General features: G+C 67.6%; 16 protein-coding genes. 8 read left to right on the top strand and 8 right to left on the bottom strand.

Annotated features, from left to right (window positions below; genetic code table 11):
- The first annotated feature begins 8 nt into the window (after positions 1-8).
- Complete coding sequence (locus LC407_RS06070) at positions 9-623, top strand: NUDIX hydrolase (RefSeq protein WP_223482416.1); 615 nt, start codon at positions 9-11, stop codon at positions 621-623.
- 75 nt (positions 624-698) lie between these two features.
- Here the strand turns inward: LC407_RS06070 and serA are convergent, their stop codons facing one another.
- Positions 699-1,940 carry a phosphoglycerate dehydrogenase gene (gene serA, locus LC407_RS06075; protein WP_032975510.1) on the bottom strand — a complete coding sequence of 414 codons (1,242 nt, stop codon included), beginning with the start codon at positions 1,938-1,940 and terminating at the stop codon, positions 699-701.
- Between the two features lie 169 nt (positions 1,941-2,109).
- On the opposite strand from serA, the gene LC407_RS06080 reads away from it, so the two are divergent.
- From LC407_RS06080 to LC407_RS06090, 3 genes are all read left to right on the top strand, one after another.
- Positions 2,110-3,498 (top strand): FAD-binding oxidoreductase, encoded by a 1,389-nt coding sequence (locus LC407_RS06080; protein WP_025874775.1) that lies wholly within the window; start codon positions 2,110-2,112, stop codon positions 3,496-3,498.
- A 62-nt stretch (positions 3,499-3,560) separates the two neighbouring features.
- The gene (locus LC407_RS06085; RefSeq protein ID WP_032975508.1) at positions 3,561-3,860 is read left to right on the top strand and encodes a DUF2388 domain-containing protein; all 300 of its coding nucleotides are present in this window, start codon (positions 3,561-3,563) and stop codon (positions 3,858-3,860) included.
- 40 nt (positions 3,861-3,900) lie between these two features.
- A complete protein-coding gene (locus tag LC407_RS06090) occupies positions 3,901-5,733 on the top strand; it encodes a DUF4105 domain-containing protein (protein WP_223482417.1) in 1,833 nt (610 codons plus the stop codon).
- Here the strand turns inward: LC407_RS06090 and LC407_RS06095 are convergent.
- Both LC407_RS06095 and LC407_RS06100 read right to left on the bottom strand, forming a co-directional pair.
- A complete protein-coding gene (locus LC407_RS06095) occupies positions 5,711-6,778 on the bottom strand; it encodes an ATP-binding protein (protein WP_025874770.1) in 1,068 nt (355 codons plus the stop codon). The genes LC407_RS06090 and LC407_RS06095 overlap by 23 nt on opposite strands.
- Complete coding sequence (locus tag LC407_RS06100; protein WP_025874768.1) at positions 6,778-7,494, bottom strand: response regulator; 717 nt, start codon at positions 7,492-7,494, stop codon at positions 6,778-6,780. Before LC407_RS06100 ends, LC407_RS06095 begins: the two co-directional genes overlap by 1 nt.
- Positions 7,495-7,624: 130 nt before the next feature.
- Here LC407_RS06100 and LC407_RS06105 point away from each other — a divergent pair, with 130 nt between their 5' ends.
- The 4 genes from LC407_RS06105 (at position 7,625) to LC407_RS06120 (ending at position 13,120) form a co-directional block, all read left to right on the top strand.
- Positions 7,625-8,773, top strand: a complete 1,149-nt coding sequence (locus LC407_RS06105; protein ID WP_059064094.1) for an efflux RND transporter periplasmic adaptor subunit — start codon at positions 7,625-7,627, stop codon at positions 8,771-8,773.
- 21 nt (positions 8,774-8,794) lie between these two features.
- A complete protein-coding gene (locus LC407_RS06110; protein WP_223482418.1) occupies positions 8,795-11,959 on the top strand; it encodes a multidrug efflux RND transporter permease subunit in 3,165 nt (1,054 codons plus the stop codon).
- A complete protein-coding gene (locus tag LC407_RS06115) occupies positions 11,940-12,332 on the top strand; it encodes a nuclear transport factor 2 family protein (protein ID WP_223482419.1) in 393 nt (130 codons plus the stop codon). Before LC407_RS06110 ends, LC407_RS06115 begins: the two co-directional genes overlap by 20 nt.
- Positions 12,333-12,415: 83 nt before the next feature.
- Positions 12,416-13,120: an MliC family protein gene (locus tag LC407_RS06120; RefSeq protein ID WP_223482420.1), complete on the top strand. Its 705-nt coding sequence runs from the start codon at positions 12,416-12,418 to the stop codon at positions 13,118-13,120.
- A gap of 72 nt (positions 13,121-13,192) precedes the next feature.
- Here the strand turns inward: LC407_RS06120 and LC407_RS06125 are convergent, their stop codons facing one another.
- From LC407_RS06125 to LC407_RS06145, 5 genes are all read right to left on the bottom strand, one after another.
- Positions 13,193-13,726, bottom strand: a complete 534-nt coding sequence (locus tag LC407_RS06125; RefSeq protein WP_223482682.1) for a hypothetical protein — start codon at positions 13,724-13,726, stop codon at positions 13,193-13,195.
- Positions 13,716-14,282 (bottom strand): elongation factor P-like protein YeiP, encoded by a 567-nt coding sequence (gene yeiP, locus LC407_RS06130; RefSeq protein ID WP_006363947.1) that lies wholly within the window; start codon positions 14,280-14,282, stop codon positions 13,716-13,718. The genes LC407_RS06125 and yeiP overlap by 11 nt, the downstream gene beginning before the upstream one ends.
- A gap of 49 nt (positions 14,283-14,331) precedes the next feature.
- Positions 14,332-15,102 (bottom strand): SDR family NAD(P)-dependent oxidoreductase, encoded by a 771-nt coding sequence (locus LC407_RS06135; protein ID WP_033830999.1) that lies wholly within the window; start codon positions 15,100-15,102, stop codon positions 14,332-14,334.
- A gap of 79 nt (positions 15,103-15,181) precedes the next feature.
- The gene (locus LC407_RS06140; protein ID WP_088100900.1) at positions 15,182-17,755 is read right to left on the bottom strand and encodes an EAL domain-containing protein; all 2,574 of its coding nucleotides are present in this window, start codon (positions 17,753-17,755) and stop codon (positions 15,182-15,184) included.
- Positions 17,752-18,645 carry a hydroxymethylglutaryl-CoA lyase gene (locus LC407_RS06145; protein WP_180831208.1) on the bottom strand — a complete coding sequence of 298 codons (894 nt, stop codon included), beginning with the start codon at positions 18,643-18,645 and terminating at the stop codon, positions 17,752-17,754. Before LC407_RS06145 ends, LC407_RS06140 begins: the two co-directional genes overlap by 4 nt.
- Positions 18,646-18,704 lie beyond the last annotated feature (59 nt).

Consider the following 18,704-nt stretch of genomic DNA (forward strand, 5'->3'; position numbering starts at 1 on the left):
ACGCAACAATGAACGGCGATAATGGCAGGTATTTTTCCAGGCACCCCGCATTCATGAGCGAAACCACCGAATCCCTTGCCGCACTTGACGATCGCATGCGCGGCCTGCTGCATGACTATGCGCGCAAAGAACCCGCCCACGACGCCCTTGCTGCCGAATTCAGCACATTGATCGACGATGCGGAAGATGCTTTCCGCCGCGAACGCCTGGCCGGCCACTTCACCGCCAGCTGCTGGCTGGTCAGCGCCGATGGCCAGCGGCTGCTGCTGACCCACCATCGCAAGCTGCAGCGCTGGCTGCAGCTGGGTGGCCACGCCGACGGCGACCGCGATCTGGCCCGGGTAGCGTTGAAGGAAGCCGAGGAGGAATCGGGCCTGAGCGGCCTGGTGCTGGATGATCCGGCCATCTTCGATATCGACAAGCACTGGATTCCCGAGCGCAAGGATGTACCGGGGCACTGGCACTACGACGTGCGTTTCGTGATCCGTGCGCTGGGAGGGGAAGCGTTCGTGCTCAGCGAAGAGTCGCTGGAGCTGTCCTGGCGTGCGGTGGCCGAGGTCGCCAGCGATCCCCAGTCGGACGAATCGATGCAGCGCATGGCGCGCCGTTGGCTGGCGCGCTGAAAGACGCATCCACGCCACGCGTGGATGACGCAATGCCGGACGCATTCCGCCGGGCCACGCCCGGCGACGTACATCTCAATACAGGATGCGGGTGCGCAAGGTGCCCGGAATCGCCGCCAGCTCGTCACGCACCGCGCTGGCCTGCTCCTCGCTGGCGGTGATGTCGATCACCACGTAACCCACCTTCGGGTCGGTGCGCAGGAACTGGCCGTCGATGTTGACGTTGTGCCGCGAGAAGATCTCGTTGACCTTGGACAACACGCCCGGCACGTTCTGGTGGATGTGCAGCAGGCGCAGGCTGTCGGCGTGCTCGGGCAGGGTCACTTCCGGGAAGTTGACCGCCGACAGGGTGCTGCCGTTGTCGCTGTAGCGCACCAGCTTGGCCGCCACTTCGATGCCGATGTTGTCCTGCGCTTCCAGCGTGCTGCCGCCCACGTGCGGGGTCAGGATCACGTTGTCGTGGCGGGTCAGCGGCGATTCGAAGATATCGCCGTTGCCCTTCGGCTCGACCGGGAACACATCCAGTGCAGCGCCACCGATGTGGCCGCTGGCCAGTGCTGCATCCAGCGCATCGATGTCGACCACGGTGCCGCGCGCGGCGTTGATCAGGTGGGCGCCGCGGCGCATCTTCGCCAGCTCAGTGCTGCCGATCATCCACTGCGTGGACGGCGTCTCCGGCACGTGCAGGGTCACGATGTCAGCACGCGCCAGCAGGTCGTCCAGGCTGGCCGCCGCACGGGTATTGCCCAGCGACAGCTTGGTTTCCACATCGTGGAAGATCACCTGCATGCCCAGCGATTCGGCCAGTACGCCGACCTGGGTGCCGATGTGCCCGTAGCCGATGATGCCCAGGACCTTGCCGCGCACCTCATGGCTGCCGCTGGCCGATTTCGACCAGCCGCCGCGATGGCATTCGGCGTTCTTCTGCGGGATGCCGCGGGTCAGCATGATCGCTTCGGCGATCACCAGTTCGGCCACGCTGCGGGTATTGGAGTAGGGCGCGTTGAATACCGGAATGCCGGCCAGCTCGGCCGCATCCAGGTCGACCTGGTTGGTGCCGATGCAGAAACAGCCGACCGCGATCAGGCGCTTGGCCTCGGCCAGCACCTCGGCACTGAGCTGGGTGCGCGAGCGGATGCCGACGATGTGGGCTTCGGCGATGCGCGCCTTCAGTTCGTCCTCGGGAAGCGCCTTGGTGTGCGCCTCGATCTGGCTGTAGCCGGCGGCGCTGAACACCTCCACGGCGGTCTGGCTGACCCCCTCCAGCAACAGCACGCGGATATCCTGCTTCGGGAACGAGGTCTTCTTCGGCGACATGGGGCGGCACGGCCAGTGGGACAGGGGCTGACCACTATGCCAGATCGCAACGCCCATGGTGCAGTGCGCAATTGGTTGCAACTGCAGCTATTGAAGGCCCTGCAGGGCTGGACGCTGGGCCCGGCCACTGGCACGCTTGCCCGTTCTTCACGCCCCGCGCTGGACCGTCATGACCGATTCCCGCATCGCCTCGTTGCAGCAGGCCTGTCCCGGCCTGAAGCTGAAGACCGACCCTGCCGACCTGGAGCATTACGGCCGCGACTGGACCCGGCGCTGGACACCGGCGCCGCTGGCGATCGCGTTGCCGGCCACGGTTGAAGAAGTGCAGGCGGTGATGCGCTGGACCGCGGCCGAGGGCGTGGCGGTGGTTCCCTCCGGCGGTCGCACCGGCCTTTCCGGCGGTGCGGTAGCGGCCAATGGCGAGCTGGTGCTGAGCCTGGAGCGGATGAACAAGGCGCTGGACTACGATGCGGTCGACCGCACCCTGGTGGTGCAGGCCGGCATGCCGCTGGAGGCGCTGCACAACGCGGCCCTTGAACATGGCCTCATCTATCCGGTGGACTTCGCGGCGCGCGGGTCGTGCTCGATCGGCGGCAACATCGCCACCAATGCCGGTGGCATCCGGGTGATCCGCTACGGCAATACCCGTGAATGGATCGCCGGACTGAAAGTGGTTACCGCCACGGGCGAACTGCTCGAGCTCAACAAGGGCCTGATCAAGAACTCCAGCGGCTACGATTTCCGCCAGCTGCTGATCGGATCGGAGGGCACGCTGGGCGTGATCGTCGAGGCCACGGTGAAACTCACCGACCCGCCGCCGGCGAGCAACGTGATGCTGCTGGCGCTGCCCAGCTTCGATGTGCTGATGCAGGTGTTCGCCGCCTTCCGTGCGCGGCTGCAGCTGCAGGCCTTTGAATTCTTCACCGACCGGGCGCTGGAACATGTTCTGGCCCATGGTGCGCAGGCACCGTTCGATGAGGTGCATCCCTATTACGTGGTGACCGAGTTTGCTGCCGGTGACGAGGCGCAGGAAGCGGCGGCGATGGCGGCCTTCGAGGACTGCATGGGCAACGGCTGGGTCAGCGACGGCGTGATCAGTGCCAGCGATGCCCAGGCGGCGCAGCTGTGGCGCCTGCGCGAGGGCATCACCGAGGCGCTGGCACGTTACAAGCCCTACAAGAACGATGTCTCGGTGCGGATCTCGTCGATGCCGGCGTTCCTGGCCGAGACCCAGGCGCTGATCGGCGAGGCCTACCCGCACTTCGACGTGGTCTGGTTCGGCCACATCGGCGACGGCAACCTGCACATCAACGTGCTCAAGCCGGACGGCACCAGCGATGCGGACTTCGTAAGCCAGTGCGAGCATGTCACCAAGCTGCTGGCGCAGGTGCTGGCGCGCTTCAATGGCAGCATTTCGGCCGAGCACGGCATCGGCCTGGTCAAGAAGGGCTACCTGGACAGCACCCGTGGACCGGCCGAGATCGCGCTGATGAAGGCGGTCAAGCGCGCATTCGATCCCGAAGGGCGGCTGAATCCCGGCAAATTGTTCGACCTTTGACACAGGCAAAGTCTTCACCCAGCCGTTACGCTCCACCCACCCAATCGATGAACTCCCCGACCATGATCCGTCCGTTCCTGCTGCTTGCCCTGTTGTCCCTGCCGCTGGCCGGCGTCGCTTCGAGTTTTGCCGGCACCTCGGCCGGTTCGGCGACGGGCGCCTCTTCGGGTTCCTCGGGCAGCAGTTCCGGCGATGACAAGGTGGTGCTGGCTGCCCGCGATGATGCGGCTGCGTTTGTCGCCAGCGATGGCCAGATCCGTGGCGCGCGCCTGCAGGCGGCACTGGTGCACCTGCGTGAGCAGGATGCAGCTGCGCAGCAGCAGAGCGACCTGCAGCTGGCACGCGCCCTGCTGGCGCGTTGATCCAGCGCCCGGGTAGTGCCGGCCGCTGGCCGGCAACCTCATGACACCTGCGTGGAACGCTGCCGGGCATGGCCCAACGCGACGGAGGCGGATGGGCTGGCTCGCTGCGTTGGCGTGGCTGGTCATTCCAACAGCCCATGCCGCCGACCGCCTGCAGCTGGACCCGGCCGGGCTGAGCCCGGCGCAGCAGCAGGTAGCAATGCAGACACTGGCTGATGTGCAGTCGTTGCTGCCCGACGGCCTGCTGCGGGCCTTGCCCGCGAAGGTGCAGGTCGGCTGGCGTGACGACCTGCCCGCCAACGTGCATGGCCGTGCCTTCGCCGGGGGCATCGCGCTGCGCCGCGACCTGCTGGACGACGATGTAGCCGGTGCCCGACGCGCCCGGCGCAGTGCGCTGGTGCACGAACTGACCCATGTTGCCGACCGCACGGGGGCGCACTGGTCACGCAGCGCCCGTTGGCGTGACCTTGCAGGTTGGCAGCGCAAGCCCTGGCATCTGGGCCGCGGTGACAACGCCTTCCGCGACCGCAGTCCCGATGCCTACGAACTGACCGACCCGGCCGAGTACCTGGCGGTGAACGCCGAACACTTCGTGCTCGATGCAGAGTTCGCCTGCCGCCGTCCGGCCTTGGCGCAGTGGTACCAGGCGCATTTCGGCACGCCGCCCTCGCTGCCCGCGCCGCATTGTGCGGGCACCGTTCCGCTGCTGCAGGCCGATGCGGAAGAGGGCGCTGCATCGCTGCTCGCACTGGACCCGGCGCGGGTGTATGCCGTGGACTACCTGTTCGCCGAAGGCAGTGCGCAGCCGATGAGCCGTTGGGGCCACAGCATGCTGCGGCTGGTGATCTGCCGTCCTGGACGCGCACCGGGTCCGGACTGCAGGCTGGACCTGGAGCATCATCGGGTGCTGTCCTTCCGCGCCTTCGTTGGCGATGTGCAGATCTCCAACTGGCGCGGCCTGACCGGTGGTTATCCTTCGCGCCTGTTCGTGCTGCCACTGCAGCAGGTGGTGGACGAATACACCAAGGTCGAACTGCGCGGACTGGCCTCGCTGCCGCTGCAGCTGGACCGCAGCGAGATCGCCAGCCTGCTCGAGCGCACCGCCCAGGTGCACTGGAGCTATGACGGTCGCTATTACTTCGTCAGCAACAACTGCGCGGTGGAGACGGCGAAGCTGCTGCAGGCCGGTGTCCCGCGCCTGGGCGAAGCCGGCCTGGCACAGCTGAGCCCGCGCGGGCTGCGCCGCCGCCTGGCGCGGCTGCACGCACTGGACGAGCAGGTGCTGGCCGATCCCGTGCAGGCCCTGGCGCAGGGCTACTACTTTGCTTCTGCGCGCGACCACTACCAGCAGTTGTTCGCGGTTGCCGCCGCGCAGATGGCGCTGCCGGCGCACGATGTGCGCGCATGGCTGGCGCTGCCGGCGCAACAGCGCGCACCGTGGTTGCTGCGTGGTGATGTACGTGCCAGTGCCGGCCTGCTGCTGCTGGAACAGGCGGCGCAGCGGCGCGCGGAGCTGCGTGCGCGCGATGCACTGAAGCGACGGTTGCTGGCCAACCCGGACAGCAGCGCTACCCGCTCGCTGCGCGCGTTGCTGGAACAGAGCGGGCAGTGGTTGCGGCCGGGCCAGTTGCTGGCCGACGCTGGCTACGGCCTGCCGCAGGCGGACGAACAGGCGGAGGTGGCACGGACAGCGGCCGCTGCCAGCGTACAGGCGGTACCCGCTTGGCAGGCGCTGCGCGTGCAGCTGCGCGCGCAGTTGCCGTCATCACAGCAGCGCGAGCTGGATGACATCGACCGCAATCTCGCTGTGTTGGGTGCGCGCGTGCGTGAGCAGGCGGCCGCAGTGCCGCCTACTGGCGCGGCAGCTCGATGATGAAACGACTGCCGCCGCTGGTGCCCGGGGTGCAGTAGACCTGACCGCCGTGCGCATCGGCGATGGCCTTGACCACCGCCAGGCCGAGGCCACTGCCACCGCCCAGGCGCGATCGTGAGCCGTCGCCGCGCATGAATGGATTGAAGATGTCCGCGTGCAGGGCCGGGTCGATGCCCGGGCCTTCGTCTTCGATCGCCACCTGTACATGGGCCACGGTGTCATGCACGGCGATGCGTACCTTGCCCGGGTTGGCATAGCGGCGCGCGTTTTCCAGCAAGGCCAGCAGCGCCTGCCGCAACCGCGTCGGGTCGCAATGGGCGGGGTGTTCCTCGCGGCTGGTTTCCAGCTCCAGCACGAAACCGGCGCTGCGGAACGCGGGATCCACCAGGGTCATCACCGAATGCACCTCGGCCACCACATCGGTACGGGCGCGGCGCACGTCGAGGCGCGCGTTGTCGGCCAGGCTCAACACCCGCAGGTCCTCGATCAGCCGTGACAGGCCCTCGACCTGCGCCAGCAGGCTGCGGAACTGTGACTCATCGGGCTGGAACACGCCTTCGGCCAGGCCCTGCAGGCGGCCGCGCAGGATCGTCACCGGTGTGCGCAGTTCGTGGGCGATGGCCGCGTGCCACATCACCCGTTCGCTTTCCATATGCTGCAGGCGGCGTGCCATTGCGTTGAAATCGTCCACCAGCGCTGCGACCTCGCCGGGCGAGTTGGCCTCGGCCGTGGCGCGCGCGCCGAGATCGCCGCCAGCCAGCGCACGCACGCTGTCCACCAGTGAATTGAGCGGCGACAGGATGCGGTGGGCCAGTCGGAACGAGGCAGCGATCGCCAGCGCCAGACCGGTCAGGATCACCCCGACCATCCAGGCCAGCTCCGGTCCGCTTGGCAGCCAACCTTCCGGCTCTTCGGCGCTGGCCGGGAAGAACTCGATCAGTACGGCGTACAGCAGCCACGAAGAGAGGATCACCATCACGATGACGCCAACGACCATCAGCGACATCGATACGATGATGTGCCGGCTGAGCCCGGAGCGGCGCATCAGCGGTCGGCCATCAATCGGTAGCCGACACCGCGCACGCTGGCCGGAATCTGGGTGAGACCCACTTCGTCCAACTTGCGCCGCAGCTTGCTGACATGGCTGTCCACGGTGCGCTCCAGTGCTTCGCTTTCCGGCAGGCATTCGTGCATCAGTTCGCTGCGGCTGAAGATCCGTGACGGGGCCAATGCCATGCAATGCAGCAGCTTGAACTCGGTCAGGGTCAGCAGCAGCTCGTGGCTGTAGCCGTCGCCCTCCACATGCACCGCGTGGGTGGCGGTGTCGATCAGCAGCGGGCCCACGCGCAGGGCGCTGGGCGCATCCGCCCGCGGGCTGCGCAGCGTACGCCGCAGTACTGCACGCACGCGTGCCGCCACTTCTGCCGGGTTGAACGGCTTGACCACATAGTCATCGGCACCCATCCGCAATGCGGTCAGCTTGTCCAGATCCTGGTCCAGCGCGGTCAGCATGATCACCGGCGTTTCGCCGCGCTGGCGCAGCTGGGTCAGCACGCTCCAGCCATCCAGTCGCGGCAGTTGCACGTCCAGCAGCACAAGGTCCGGGCGCATGCTGCGATGCATGTCCAGGGCGATCTGGCCATCGGCCGCACGCAGGGTGCGCAGGCCCTCGCGTTCAAGGTAGGCGGCAAGGATGTCGGCGATCTCGGCTTCGTCCTCGACGATCAGGACCAGCGCCGCGAGGGCAGGGGAGGCATGCATGGCAAGGCGAGGCCGGAAGGTGCTTGTCCTCCATCGTATCTCCACAGTTCCTCCATCGAAACCCCATCATCGCCACGCACACTGCGCGCTTCATGATTCCTCAGCCGCGTCTGCGGCACTGTGCACAGCAATGAGAACCTTCAGGACTCCGGTCGCGCTGGTCGCGGCCTTCGCCTTGGCCATGACGGCCTGCTCCCGCCCCGAACCCACCGTTGAAGCCGTGCCGCGTGTCAGCGTGGTCACCGTTGGCCCGCAGGTGGTGCAGCGCGATGATGAACTACCCGGTCGGGTGGCGGCGGTGCGCACCGCGCAGATCCGTGCGCAGGTCGGCGGCATCGTGCAGCGCCGGATGTTCGAACAGGGCGCGGAGGTGCATGCCGGAGAGCCTCTGTTCCAGATCGACCCGGCGGCGTTCCGCGCCGACGTCGATTCGGCGCTGGCTGCCCTGCAGCGCAGCGAGGCGGCACTGGGTCGCAGCCGGGTGCAGTCACAGCGGCTGCAGGCATTGGCGGCCGCACAGGCGGTCAGCCAGCAGCACCGCGACGATGCCAGTGCCGAGCATGAGCAGGCCCGGGCGGCGGTCAATGAGGCGCGCGCGATCCTTGCGCGACGCCAGCTCGACCTGCGCTACGCCACGGTCAGCGCACCGATCGATGGCCGCATCGATCAGGCGCTGGTGACCGAAGGCGCGCTGGTCGGCGTCGCCGATGCCGAGCCGATGGCGGTGGTGCAGCAGATCGACCAGGTCTACGTGGACGTGCGCCAGCCTGCTTCGCAGCTGCAGTCCCTGCAGCGCAGCGCGGTGGACGGCGAGTTGCCGGTGACGATCATCGGCGCGGCGGGTACGCCGCTGCCCGAGCGCGGCCGGCTGCTGTTCTCCGGTGTCAATGTCGATGCTCGCACCGGCGATGTGATCCTGCGCATCCTGGTCGACAACCCGGAGCGGCAGTTGTTGCCAGGCATGTACGTGCGTGCGCGGGTGCCGCGTGGTGCGCCGGCCAGCGCGTTGCTGCTGCCGCAGCAGGCAGTGCTGCGCAGCGCCGGTGGCCAGGCCTATGCCTGGGTCATCGCCGCCGATGGCAAGGCGGTGATCCGCACGCTGGAGGTGGACGGCAGCGTCAACCGGCAATGGCTGGTGCGGCACGGCCTGAAGGCCGGCGAGAAGGTGGTGGTGGAAGGCCAGGAGCGCCTGCAGGAAGGCGTGCTGGTCGATCCGCGCGACTGGCAGGTGCCGGTCGCCAGTGCCAGCGCACCGCCGACATCCGAACGCCAGGGCTGAGCCCTTCCAGGAACCCACGACATGGCCCGTTTCTTCATCGATCGCCCGGTATTTGCCTGGGTGCTGGCGATCTTCGTCATCCTGGCCGGCGTGCTGGCCATTCCGCGGCTGGCGGTCGAGCGCTATCCGGCGGTCGCACCGCCCAGCGTCAGCATCTATGCCAGCTATCCCGGCGCCAGCCCGCAGACATTGAATGATGCGGTGGTCGGCCTGATCGAGCGCGAGCTGTCCAGCGTCAAGCATCTGCTGTACTTCGAATCGTCGGTGGACACCTCCGGTGAAGCGTCGATCACCGCCACCTTCAAGCCCGGCACCGATCCTGAACTGGCGCAGGTGGACGTGCAGAACCGGATCAAGGCGATCGAGCCGCGCCTGCCGCGCAGCGTGCGCCAGAACGGCCTGTTCGTGGAGGCGGCCGACTCCGGGTTCCTGATGCTGGTGGGCCTGCGCTCACCCGATGGCAGTGTCAGCGAAGCGGCGCTGGGCGATTTCATGGCGCGCAACATCATCGAGGAGCTGCGACGCATCGACGGCGTCGGCCGCGTGCAGCTGTTCGGTGCCGAACAGGCGATGCGGATCTGGCTGGACCCGACCCGCCTGACCGGCTACGGCCTGACCATGGGCGATGTCGCCAGCGCGATCGAGCAGCAGAACCTTGAAATCTCGCCGGGCCGCATCGGCGATTCGCCCGGCGTTCCTGGCCAGCGCATCACCGTGCCCTTGAGTGCCGAAGGCCAGCTGTCCACGCCCGAACAGTTCGCGGCGATCGTGCTGCGCGCCGGTGCCGATGGTTCGCGGGTGCTGCTGGGCGACATTGCCCGGGTCGAGCTGGGCGCGCAGAGCTATGCCTGGGGCACGCGCGAAGACGGCTATCCGGCGACGGCCGCCGGCGTGCAGCTGCGCCCCGGTGCGAATGCGGTGCGTACCGCCACGGCGGTGCGCGAACGCATGGCCGACCTGCAGCCGCTGCTGCCGCAGGGTGTCGAATCCAGCATTCCGTTCGATACCGCGCCCTTCGTGAAAGTATCGATCCAGAAGGTGCTGCAGACCCTGATCGAGGCGATGCTGCTGGTGTTTGCAGTGATGTACCTGTTCCTGCAGAACTGGCGCTATACGCTGATCCCCGCCCTGGTCGCGCCGATCGCGCTGCTGGGCACCTTCGCGGTGATGCTGGCGCTGGGTTTCTCGATCAACGTATTGACCATGTTTGGCATGGTGCTGGCGATCGGCATCATTGTTGACGACGCGATCGTGGTGGTCGAGGGCGTGGAGCGGATCATGGCCGAAGAGGGGCTGCCGCCGCGCGAGGCCACGATCAAGGCGATGCGTGAGCTGACCGGTGCGGTGATCGGCATCACCCTGGTGCTGACGGCGGTGTTCATCCCGATGGCGCTGGCCAGTGGTTCGGTTGGTGCGATCTACCGCCAGTTCAGCGTGGCGATGTCGGTGTCCATCCTGTTTTCGGCACTGCTGGCGCTGAGCCTGACCCCGGCGCTCTGCGCGACGCTGCTGCGGCAGGGCACACGTGGTCACCATGGCCGCGGCGGCGTGTTCGGTGCGTTCAACTGCGGCTTCGAGCGCATGACCGGGCGTTACCAGCAGGGCGTGGCGGCCGTACTGCGGCGCAGTGGCCGGGTGATGGGCCTGTTCGCTGCCTTGCTGGTGGCACTGCTGATCGGCCTGCATTGGTTGCCGGGTGCGTTCCTGCCGGAAGAGGACCAGGGCTATTTCATGACTTCCATCCAGCTGCCGGCCGAAGCAACCGCCGAGCGTACGCTGGCGGTGGTCGAAGCCTACGAACAGCATGTCGCCTCGCGGCCGGCGATCGCGTCCAACCAGGCCATCCTCGGCTACAGCTTTTCCGGTTCCGGCCCAAGTGCGGCGCTGACCTACACCATGTTGAAGGACTGGGGTGAACGCGGCGGCAGCACCGCATCGGACGAGGTGAAGGCGGCGCAGCAGGCCATGGCAACGGTCCCGGAAGGCGAGGTGATGAGCGTGATGCCGCCGGCCATCGACAGCCTTGGCCGTTCTTCCGGCTTCTCGCTGGCGCTGCAGGCGCGTACCGGACAGGGCCAGGCCGAGCTGCGCGCTGCCCTGCAGCAGCTGTTGAAGCTGGCAGAGGCAAGTCCGTTGCTGGCCGAAGTGAATGCCGATGGCCTGCCGGCGGGCAGCAATGTCCGGCTGGACATCGATCGCGCCAAGGCCGAAGCGATGGGCGTGGCGTTCACCGACATCAGTGCCACGTTGTCGGCGGCAATGGGCTCGCAGTACGTCAACGATTTTCCAAATCGCGGGCGCATGCAGCAGGTGATCATGCAGGCCGATGCGCCGTACCGGATGGAGCTGGAGGACGTGCTGAAGCTGTATGTCCGCAACAGCGAAGGCGGCATGGTGGCGCTGTCCGAACTGGTCACCCCACACTGGACCGAGGCGCCGCTGCAGCTGCAACGTTACCTGGGGTTCCCGGCATTGAATCTGTCCGGCGCACCTGCCGGCGGGGTGTCCACCGGCCAGGCGATGGTCGAGATGGAGCGCCTTGCCCAGCGCCTGCCAGCGGGCTTCGCCCTGCAGTGGACCAGCCAGTCGCTGCAGGAACGCGAGTCGGGTGCCCAGGCGCCGTGGTTGCTGCTGCTGTCGATGCTGGTGGTGTTCCTGGTGCTGGCGGCTCTGTACGAGAGCTGGTCGATCCCGCTGGCGGTGATGCTGGTGGTGCCGTTGGGCCTGCTCGGCGCCGTCGCTTCGGTGTTGCTGCGCGGGATGCCCAATGACGTGTTCTTCAAGGTCGGCATGATCACGGTGATCGGACTTTCGGCGAAGAACGCGATCCTGATCGTCGAGTTCGCCCGCCAACTGCAACAGCAGGGACGCGGTCTGGTCGAGGCGACCATCGAAGCAGCACGCCTGCGATTGCGACCGATCGTGATGACCTCGCTGGCGTTCGCGCTGGGCGTGGTGCCGCTGATGCTGGCGCAGGGGGCTTCAAAGGAAACGCAACAGGCCATCGGTACCGGTGTGTTCGGCGGCATGGTCAGTGCGACCGTGTTGGCCGTGTTCTTCGTGCCGGTGTTCTATGTGGTGGTGCAGGGGGCGCAGCAGTGGCTTGCGCAGCGCCTGCGCCGACGCCGGCCGACGCCGGGAGGGAGCGTGGATGGAAAGCAGGTGGATGGAAAGCAGGAGCCCTGAGGGCCTGTACGAGGCGCAGCTGCGCGTGTTGGAGCAGCAGCTGCGGGATGCGCTGCTGGACGGCGACCGTGGCGCAGCCACTGCGCTGCTGTCACCGGTGTTGTTCATGATGGACGGGCAGGGCGGCCGGATGCTCGACCTGCCCTGGCTGAGGGACTGGCAGCAAGGGCGCCTGCAGATTCTTGCGCTGCAGGTGCATGCAGTTGAAACGCTGCTGTGTGGACGCCTGGCGTTGTTGTCCGGCGATGTTCAGCTGCATGTGCATTGGCGGGGACGCGAACACATGCAGCGCTTGCGCCTGTTGCGCGTCTGGACAAGCGCTTCCAGTGCCAGCGGCGCGCAGCTGCTGTCGATGGCGGTGCTGGCAGGCTGAACAGGGTCATGCAGCTTTCAGGCCCCGTTTGCGTGCGGATGGTAGGGTCCAGGGTCTCTGTAGTTTCGACAAGGAGTCGAGCCATGCGTGTAATTCCCAGTCTGTTGGCTGCCTCCCTCGGCCTCGCGCTGAGCGCCTGCCAACCGGCCCAGACGCCGGCCGCCAGTAATGCAGGCGATGCGGCCGCAACGCCGGCACCGGTGGCCGCCGACGCTGATGGCGGCGGCATAGGCGCCGGCAATGAAACCCTCTATCGCTGCGGCGACCTTGATGCGCGCGCGACCTTCAACGGAGAGGACGCAGCGACGGTTGTGATTGGCGGGCGCAGTTTCGCGATGTCCTCCGAACGTGCGGCCTCCGGTGCGAAGTATGGCGACGGCAAGGGCAACAGCTTCTGGACCCGCGGCAGTGACGACGCGCTGCTCAGCCTGAAGGGCGAGGCGGACCGTGAATGCAGCGCGGTGGAAGCGACCGAGGGCGATGGCAGTGCCGGCAACGCGGCGTTCCGTGCCACCGGTAACGAGCCGGGCTGGCTGGCCGTCGTCGACGGCGATACGCCGGGCCTGCAGGTGGATGTGGATTACGGCGAGCGCCGCTTCACCGTCGCCAAACCGACCGAGGGTGCGGATGGCTGGGTGGGCAAGGCGGCGGATGGCACCGACATCAAGCTGAGCTTCCAGCGCACCACCTGCCAGGACGGCATGAGTGGCGAGACATTCGAGGCCAAGGCGATGCTGGCCGTGGGCACGCGCCAGTACCACGGCTGCGGCAACTTCGGCGGCAAATAAGAAAAAGGGGACGGAGGGGATGACGTTGTTTGTGCCATGAACGACGTCATCCCCTCCGTCCCCTTTTTTGCGTCAGCCCTCGCAGGGCTTCAGATCCAGATCGGGGGACAGGTCGTAGCGCAGGTTCACGCCGATCAACGCCTGCCGGATCGCGCAGTCATCGCGATGGCGGGCCACCAGGTCGGCAAAGATCTTCTCTCGATCGTCGCAGAACCTGGCGATGGCGGCCTCCAGCTCGCGACGACGGGCGTCGTCGTAGGGTTCTTCGCCGGCAAAATGCTGGCAGCTGTTCTCCCGTTCGATGAAGGCCTGCACATCGGCCGGCATGCCGCAGTAGATGCGGATGTCCTGCACGAAAGCGACGTCGTCGGGGACGCTGCAACCGGCGGCAGCCCGCGCCTGTTGCTCCTCGTCGGGGCTACCTGCCAGCGTCGCCACAGCATCTGCTTCATCTGCAGCCGGTGCAACCGCAGCGGCAGCGGTGTCCGCAGCGGCGGGCTGCGTCACCGCGTCCGCGGCGACGTCACCGGTGCTGTCCGCTGCGCGCGGCGAGCACGCCACGAGCAGGGACAGGCAGGCGATCAGCGCAGCGCGGTTAATCGGCACGGCCGGCAAATTCGCCGGTGGCGGTGTTCACCAGCACACGCTCGCCGTTGACGATGTACTCCGGCACCATGATCTCGATGCCGGTGTTGAGCTTGGCCGGCTTCGGGCGCTTGGTGGCGGTGCCACCCTTCAGTTCCGGCGGCGTCTCGATCACTTCCAGCACCACCGAGGCCGGCAGCTGGATGGCCACCGGCTGCTCGTCGATCACCTGCACGTAGATGCCGGTCAGGCCGTCGGTGATGTAGCCGGCGTCATCGCCGATCACGTCCGCGTCCAGGGTGTAGGGGGTGTAGTCCTCGTCGTCCAGGAACACGAACGCATCGCCGTCCTTGTACGAGTAGGTGGACTGGCGGCGCAGCAGTTCGACTTCGACCAGGTTGTCGTCGGCATCGAAGCTGGCGTCGAGCTTGTTGCCGCCCGGCACGCTGTACATGATGAAGCGGAAGCGGACGTTGCCGCCGCGACCCTGCGGCGAGCTGCGCTCGATGTCGCGGATCTGGTAGACGCCGTTGTTGAACTCGACGACGTTGCCCTTCTTGATGTCGTTGGCTTTCATGATGATGTTGGTCGTTGGGGGAGGGCGCCGTCCCGGCGCCCGGGGGGAATCACTTCGGAGCGAGCCGGGTGGCGCCGTCCAGGCGGATGGTCTCGCCGTTGATGTAGGTGTTGCCGAGGATGTGGCCGACCAGGCTGGCGAAGTCTTCCGGCTTGCCCAGGCGCGACGGGAACGGGATCGAGGCGGCCAGCGATTCCTGCACGGCTTCGGGCATGCCATCGACCATCGGCGTCCAGAACACGCCCGGCGCGATGGTGTTGACGCGGATGCCGAAGCGCGACAGCTCGCGGGCCATCGGCAGGGTCATCGCCACCACGCCGCCCTTGGAGGCGGAGTAGGCGGCCTGGCCGATCTGGCCTTCGTAGGCGGCAACGCTGGCGGTGTTGATGATGACGCCGCGCTCGCCGTCCACGCCGGCCTCGTTGTGCTGCATGCGGTTGGCTGCGGCCTTGGCGACATTGAAGCTGCCGACCAAGTTGACCATCACCGTGCCCTGGAACCCGGCCAGCGGCATCGGGCCTTCCTTGCCCAGCACGCGGCCAGCGCCGAGGATGCCGGCGCAGTTCATGGCGACATTCAGGCCGCCGAGGAAATCGCAGGCCTGGTCGATGGCCGCCGACACGGACGCTTCATCACTGACGTTGACGTTGAAATAGCGGGCGTTGTCCTGCCCCAGCTCGGCAACAGCGGCCGCGCCCTTGGCGTCGTTGAGGTCGAACAGGGCGACCTTGCCGCCCTCGGCAACCAGGTGCTGGGCCACGGCCAGGCCGAGGCCGGAGACGCCGCCAGTGATCACGGCACGTACGGAAGACAGCTGCATTGCACGGTCCTGCAGGTTCAAGAACCGCCGATTCTAACGGAAGCGACGGCAGCCGCCGTTGTGCACTGCGCCGCCGGCCTCAGCCCAGTTCGCGGGCGCGGCGCAGGCGACGCTCGAAGTCGGCGGCGGGCAGGCCATGGGCGAACAGGAAACCCTGGCCGACGGTCACCCCCAGGTCGAGCAGGCACTGCCGTTGTGGCTCGGTCTCCACGCCTTCGGCGACCACGCCCAGCCCCAGGCTGCGCGCGATCGCGCAGACCGCCTCGCACACCGCCACATCCGAACGGTTGCGGGGAATGCCTTCGACAAACAGCTGGCTCAGCTTCAGCCCATGGATGGGCAGGCGCCGCAGGTAGTTCAGGGCGCTGTAGCCTTCGCCGAAGTCGTCGATGGTCAGCATCACCCCCATTTCGCGCAGGCGGGCGAAGGTGCGCAGGGTGTCCGGCGCATCCTCGATCAGCACCCGCTCGGTGAACTCCAGTTCCAGCACGCTGCCGGGCAGGCCGAATTCGTCCAGCACCTGCCGCACCCAGCGGGCGAGATCCTCACCGACGAACTGGCGCCAGGACACGTTGACGGCCACCCGCACCAGGCCGAGCCCGTCGTCCTGCCATTGCCGTACCTGTCGGCAGGCTTCGCGCAGCGCCCATTGGCCGATGCGCACGATGTCGCCGGTGTGCTCGGCGTGGCGGATGAACAGGTCCGGGCGCATCTGCCCCAGCTGCGTGTTGTGCCAGCGCATCAACGCCTCGCAGGCGATGGTGGCGCCGCTGCGCAGGTTGACCTGTGGCTGGTACACCAGGTGGAACTCTTCCCCATCAAGGGCCTTGTGCAGCCGGCTCTCGATCTGCAGGCGGTCATGCTGGCGCTGTGCCAGTTCCGGGGAGAACACCTGCCAACCGTTGCGGGTGCGGCGCTTGCACTCGTACATCGCCGTGTCGGCGTTCTGGATCAGCTGCTGCGGCCGGTTGCCATCGCGCGGTGCGCGGGCGATGCCGATGCTGGCGGTCACCGGGAACTCGTCGCTGCCCAGCTGGAACGGTGCCGAGAACGCCGCAGTGATGCGCTCGGCCAGCTGTTCGGCCTGGTCCGGCTGGTCGCGCAGGTCGCAGATCACCAGGAACTCGTCGCCGCCAAAGCGTGCAAGCAGGCCTTCGGTGCCGATCGCAGTGGCGATGCGCCGGGTCGCTTCGATCAACAGTTCATCACCGGCGTTGTGGCCAAGCAGGTCGTTGACCACCTTGAAACGGTCCAGGTCGATGTACAGCACCGCCACGCGGTCGTGGCTGGGGCTGTCCATGCGCACGCCGAGGTCGCTCAGCACCGCATCGCGGTTCATGATTCCGGTCAGTGGGTCGGTGCGGGCCTGCACGCGCAGGGTTTCCTCGGCCTGCTTGCGCTCGGTGATGTCCTGCACGGTGCCGGTGATGCGGGCGGCATCGACATCGCCGGCCGAGACCTCGCCGATCATTCGTATCCAGAACGAGTGGCCATCGCGGCGCTGGCCCTGCAGCTCCAAGCCGAAGCTGCTGCGGTGTTCGATGGTGTCGGCCAGCGCCTGCTGCAGGGCGGCGCGGTCGTCGCTGCGCAGGCAGTCCAGCAGGTCGGGCATGTCCTCCAGGTCGGCCGGCTGGCCGACGATGCGCCGCGCTTCATCGGTGAGGTACAGGCGCTGCAGGCCGCGATCCCACTCCCAACCGCCGATATGGGCCAGTGACTGCGCGCGCGCGAACAGGGTGTTGTTGCGCTTCAGCTCGGTGATGTCACTGAACATCGCATAGACATGGTCGGCCTGGTCGCAGCCGTTGCCGAACACCGGCACGTTGGTGGTGGACAACCACAGCATGCGTCCGCGCGGGCGGTGGTACAGGCCGATGATGGTGCTGCGGATCACCCGCCCGGCCTGGAAACAGCGGCTGGTCGGCCACTGTGACTGGGTCAACGGGTGGCCATGCTCGTCGACGATGATCCACGCTTCGGGATCGAGCATCGCGTTCAAGCCCACGCCGCCACCGGTGAGGCCGAGGATGCGATGTGCGGCCGGGTTGGCCGACAGCACGCGCAGGTCGCGGTCGAACAGGATCACGCCCTTGTCGATCGATTCCATCAACAGGCGATAGCGCGACTCTGCGCGCCAGCGCCCGCTCAGGTCGCGGGCGACGGCGACGATGCAGGGTTGGCCGCGGTCCTGGAAGCCGGCCGAGTGCACCTCCACCGGAAAGCGGCTGCCATCACCGCGCATGTTGGTCACTTCGATGACGTAGGTGTCGCCGCGGTTCAGCGCTTCCCACACCGGTTGCAGATGGTCGCTGGGCAGGTCGGGATTGAGCAGTTCGATCGGCTGGCCGACGATGTCCTCGCGCGGGCGGTCGTAGGCGACGATGCCTGCGCGGTTGACGTCCAGCACCACGCCTTCGGCGCTGAGGATGCTGACCGGGTCGGGCACGGCGTCGAACAACGCGGCATAGCGTGCCTGGGTATCCAGTTCGCGCTGCTGCGCATCCGCCAGCGCCTGCCGTGCCTGGCGCAGCAGCCTGGCCTGGGCCGGCGGCGGCGAAGCAGCCAGCGCCGCGTCCAGAGCGGCCAGCGCGACGTCGGTTGCGGCGGGTGTATCGCCGATGGCCGGACGGTCGCGCGGGCCGCTGTCATTCATGTCGCTGCCAGCGCCTGCCCGACGCGGCTGGCGGTCGCGCGGCCGAGCAGTCCGGCCAGCCAGCGGCCGGTCTCGGCCAGCGACGGCAGGTCGACCCCGCACTCCAGGCCCAGGCCCTGCAGCAGGTACACCACGTCCTCGCTGGCCACGTTGCCGCTGGCGCCCTTCGCGTACGGGCAGCCGCCGGCACCGGACACCGCACTATCGACCACGCGCACGCCTTCTTCCAGGCAGGCGGCGATGTTGGCGATGGCCTGGCCGTAGGTATCGTGGAAGTGCACCGCCAGTGCGCTCATCGGGATCTCGGCAGCCACCGCCTGCAGCATCGCGCGGGCCTTGCGTGGCGTGCCGACGCCGATGGTGTCACCCAGCGAGATCTCATAGCACCCCATCTGGTGCAGTGCGCGGGCGACGCGCACCACATCGGCCAGCGGTACTTCGCCCTGGTAGGGGCAGCCGAGCACGGTGGAGACGTAGCCACGCACGCGCACGCCGTCGGCGGCCGCGCGGCGCAGGATCGGCTCGAAGCGGGCCAGCGATTCATCGATGCCGGCGTTGGTGTTGGTGCGGTTGAAGGCTTCCGATGCAGCGGTGAACACCGCGATTTCCTGCACGCCGACGGCGCGCGCACGGTCGTAGCCCTGTTCGTTCGGCACCAGCACCGGATAGGCGATGCCCGCGCGGCGCTGGATGCCGGCATAGACCTCGGCAGCATCGGCCAACTGCGGGACCCAGCGCGGGCTGACGAAGCTGGTCGCCTCGATGGTGCGCAGGCCGGTGGCCGACAGGCGATCGATCAGGGCGATCTTGTCGGCGGTGGCCACGGCCTGCTTTTCGTTCTGCAGCCCGTCGCGCGGGCCGACCTCGACGATGCGGACGAAATCGCTCATCGCGGCACCCCCAATGAAAAGCGGGGCGGGGCGGGCAGGGCGGATGGGATCGGCTGGGG

This window comes from Stenotrophomonas sp. OVS01A (assembly GCF_019969775.1).
Taxonomy (GTDB): domain Bacteria; phylum Pseudomonadota; class Gammaproteobacteria; order Xanthomonadales; family Xanthomonadaceae; genus Stenotrophomonas; species Stenotrophomonas indicatrix.

Excerpts from the sequence above, each read along its gene's own strand:
- LC407_RS06070 (WP_223482416.1), top strand. The coding sequence starts at position 9 with ATGAACGGCGATAATGGCAGGTATTTTTCCAGGCACCCCGCATTCATG.
- serA (WP_032975510.1), bottom strand. The coding sequence starts at position 1,940 with ATGTCGCCGAAGAAGACCTCGTTCCCGAAGCAGGATATCCGCGTGCTG.
- LC407_RS06080 (WP_025874775.1), top strand. The coding sequence starts at position 2,110 with ATGACCGATTCCCGCATCGCCTCGTTGCAGCAGGCCTGTCCCGGCCTG.
- LC407_RS06085 (WP_032975508.1), top strand. The coding sequence starts at position 3,561 with ATGATCCGTCCGTTCCTGCTGCTTGCCCTGTTGTCCCTGCCGCTGGCC.
- LC407_RS06090 (WP_223482417.1), top strand. The coding sequence starts at position 3,901 with ATGACACCTGCGTGGAACGCTGCCGGGCATGGCCCAACGCGACGGAGG.
- LC407_RS06095 (WP_025874770.1), bottom strand. The coding sequence starts at position 6,778 with ATGCGCCGCTCCGGGCTCAGCCGGCACATCATCGTATCGATGTCGCTG.
- LC407_RS06100 (WP_025874768.1), bottom strand. The coding sequence starts at position 7,494 with ATGCATGCCTCCCCTGCCCTCGCGGCGCTGGTCCTGATCGTCGAGGAC.
- LC407_RS06105 (WP_059064094.1), top strand. The coding sequence starts at position 7,625 with ATGAGAACCTTCAGGACTCCGGTCGCGCTGGTCGCGGCCTTCGCCTTG.
- LC407_RS06110 (WP_223482418.1), top strand. The coding sequence starts at position 8,795 with ATGGCCCGTTTCTTCATCGATCGCCCGGTATTTGCCTGGGTGCTGGCG.
- LC407_RS06115 (WP_223482419.1), top strand. The coding sequence starts at position 11,940 with ATGGAAAGCAGGAGCCCTGAGGGCCTGTACGAGGCGCAGCTGCGCGTG.
- LC407_RS06120 (WP_223482420.1), top strand. The coding sequence starts at position 12,416 with ATGCGTGTAATTCCCAGTCTGTTGGCTGCCTCCCTCGGCCTCGCGCTG.
- yeiP (WP_006363947.1), bottom strand. The coding sequence starts at position 14,282 with ATGAAAGCCAACGACATCAAGAAGGGCAACGTCGTCGAGTTCAACAAC.
- LC407_RS06135 (WP_033830999.1), bottom strand. The coding sequence starts at position 15,102 with ATGCAGCTGTCTTCCGTACGTGCCGTGATCACTGGCGGCGTCTCCGGC.
- LC407_RS06140 (WP_088100900.1), bottom strand. The coding sequence starts at position 17,755 with ATGAATGACAGCGGCCCGCGCGACCGTCCGGCCATCGGCGATACACCC.
- LC407_RS06145 (WP_180831208.1), bottom strand. The coding sequence starts at position 18,645 with ATGAGCGATTTCGTCCGCATCGTCGAGGTCGGCCCGCGCGACGGGCTG.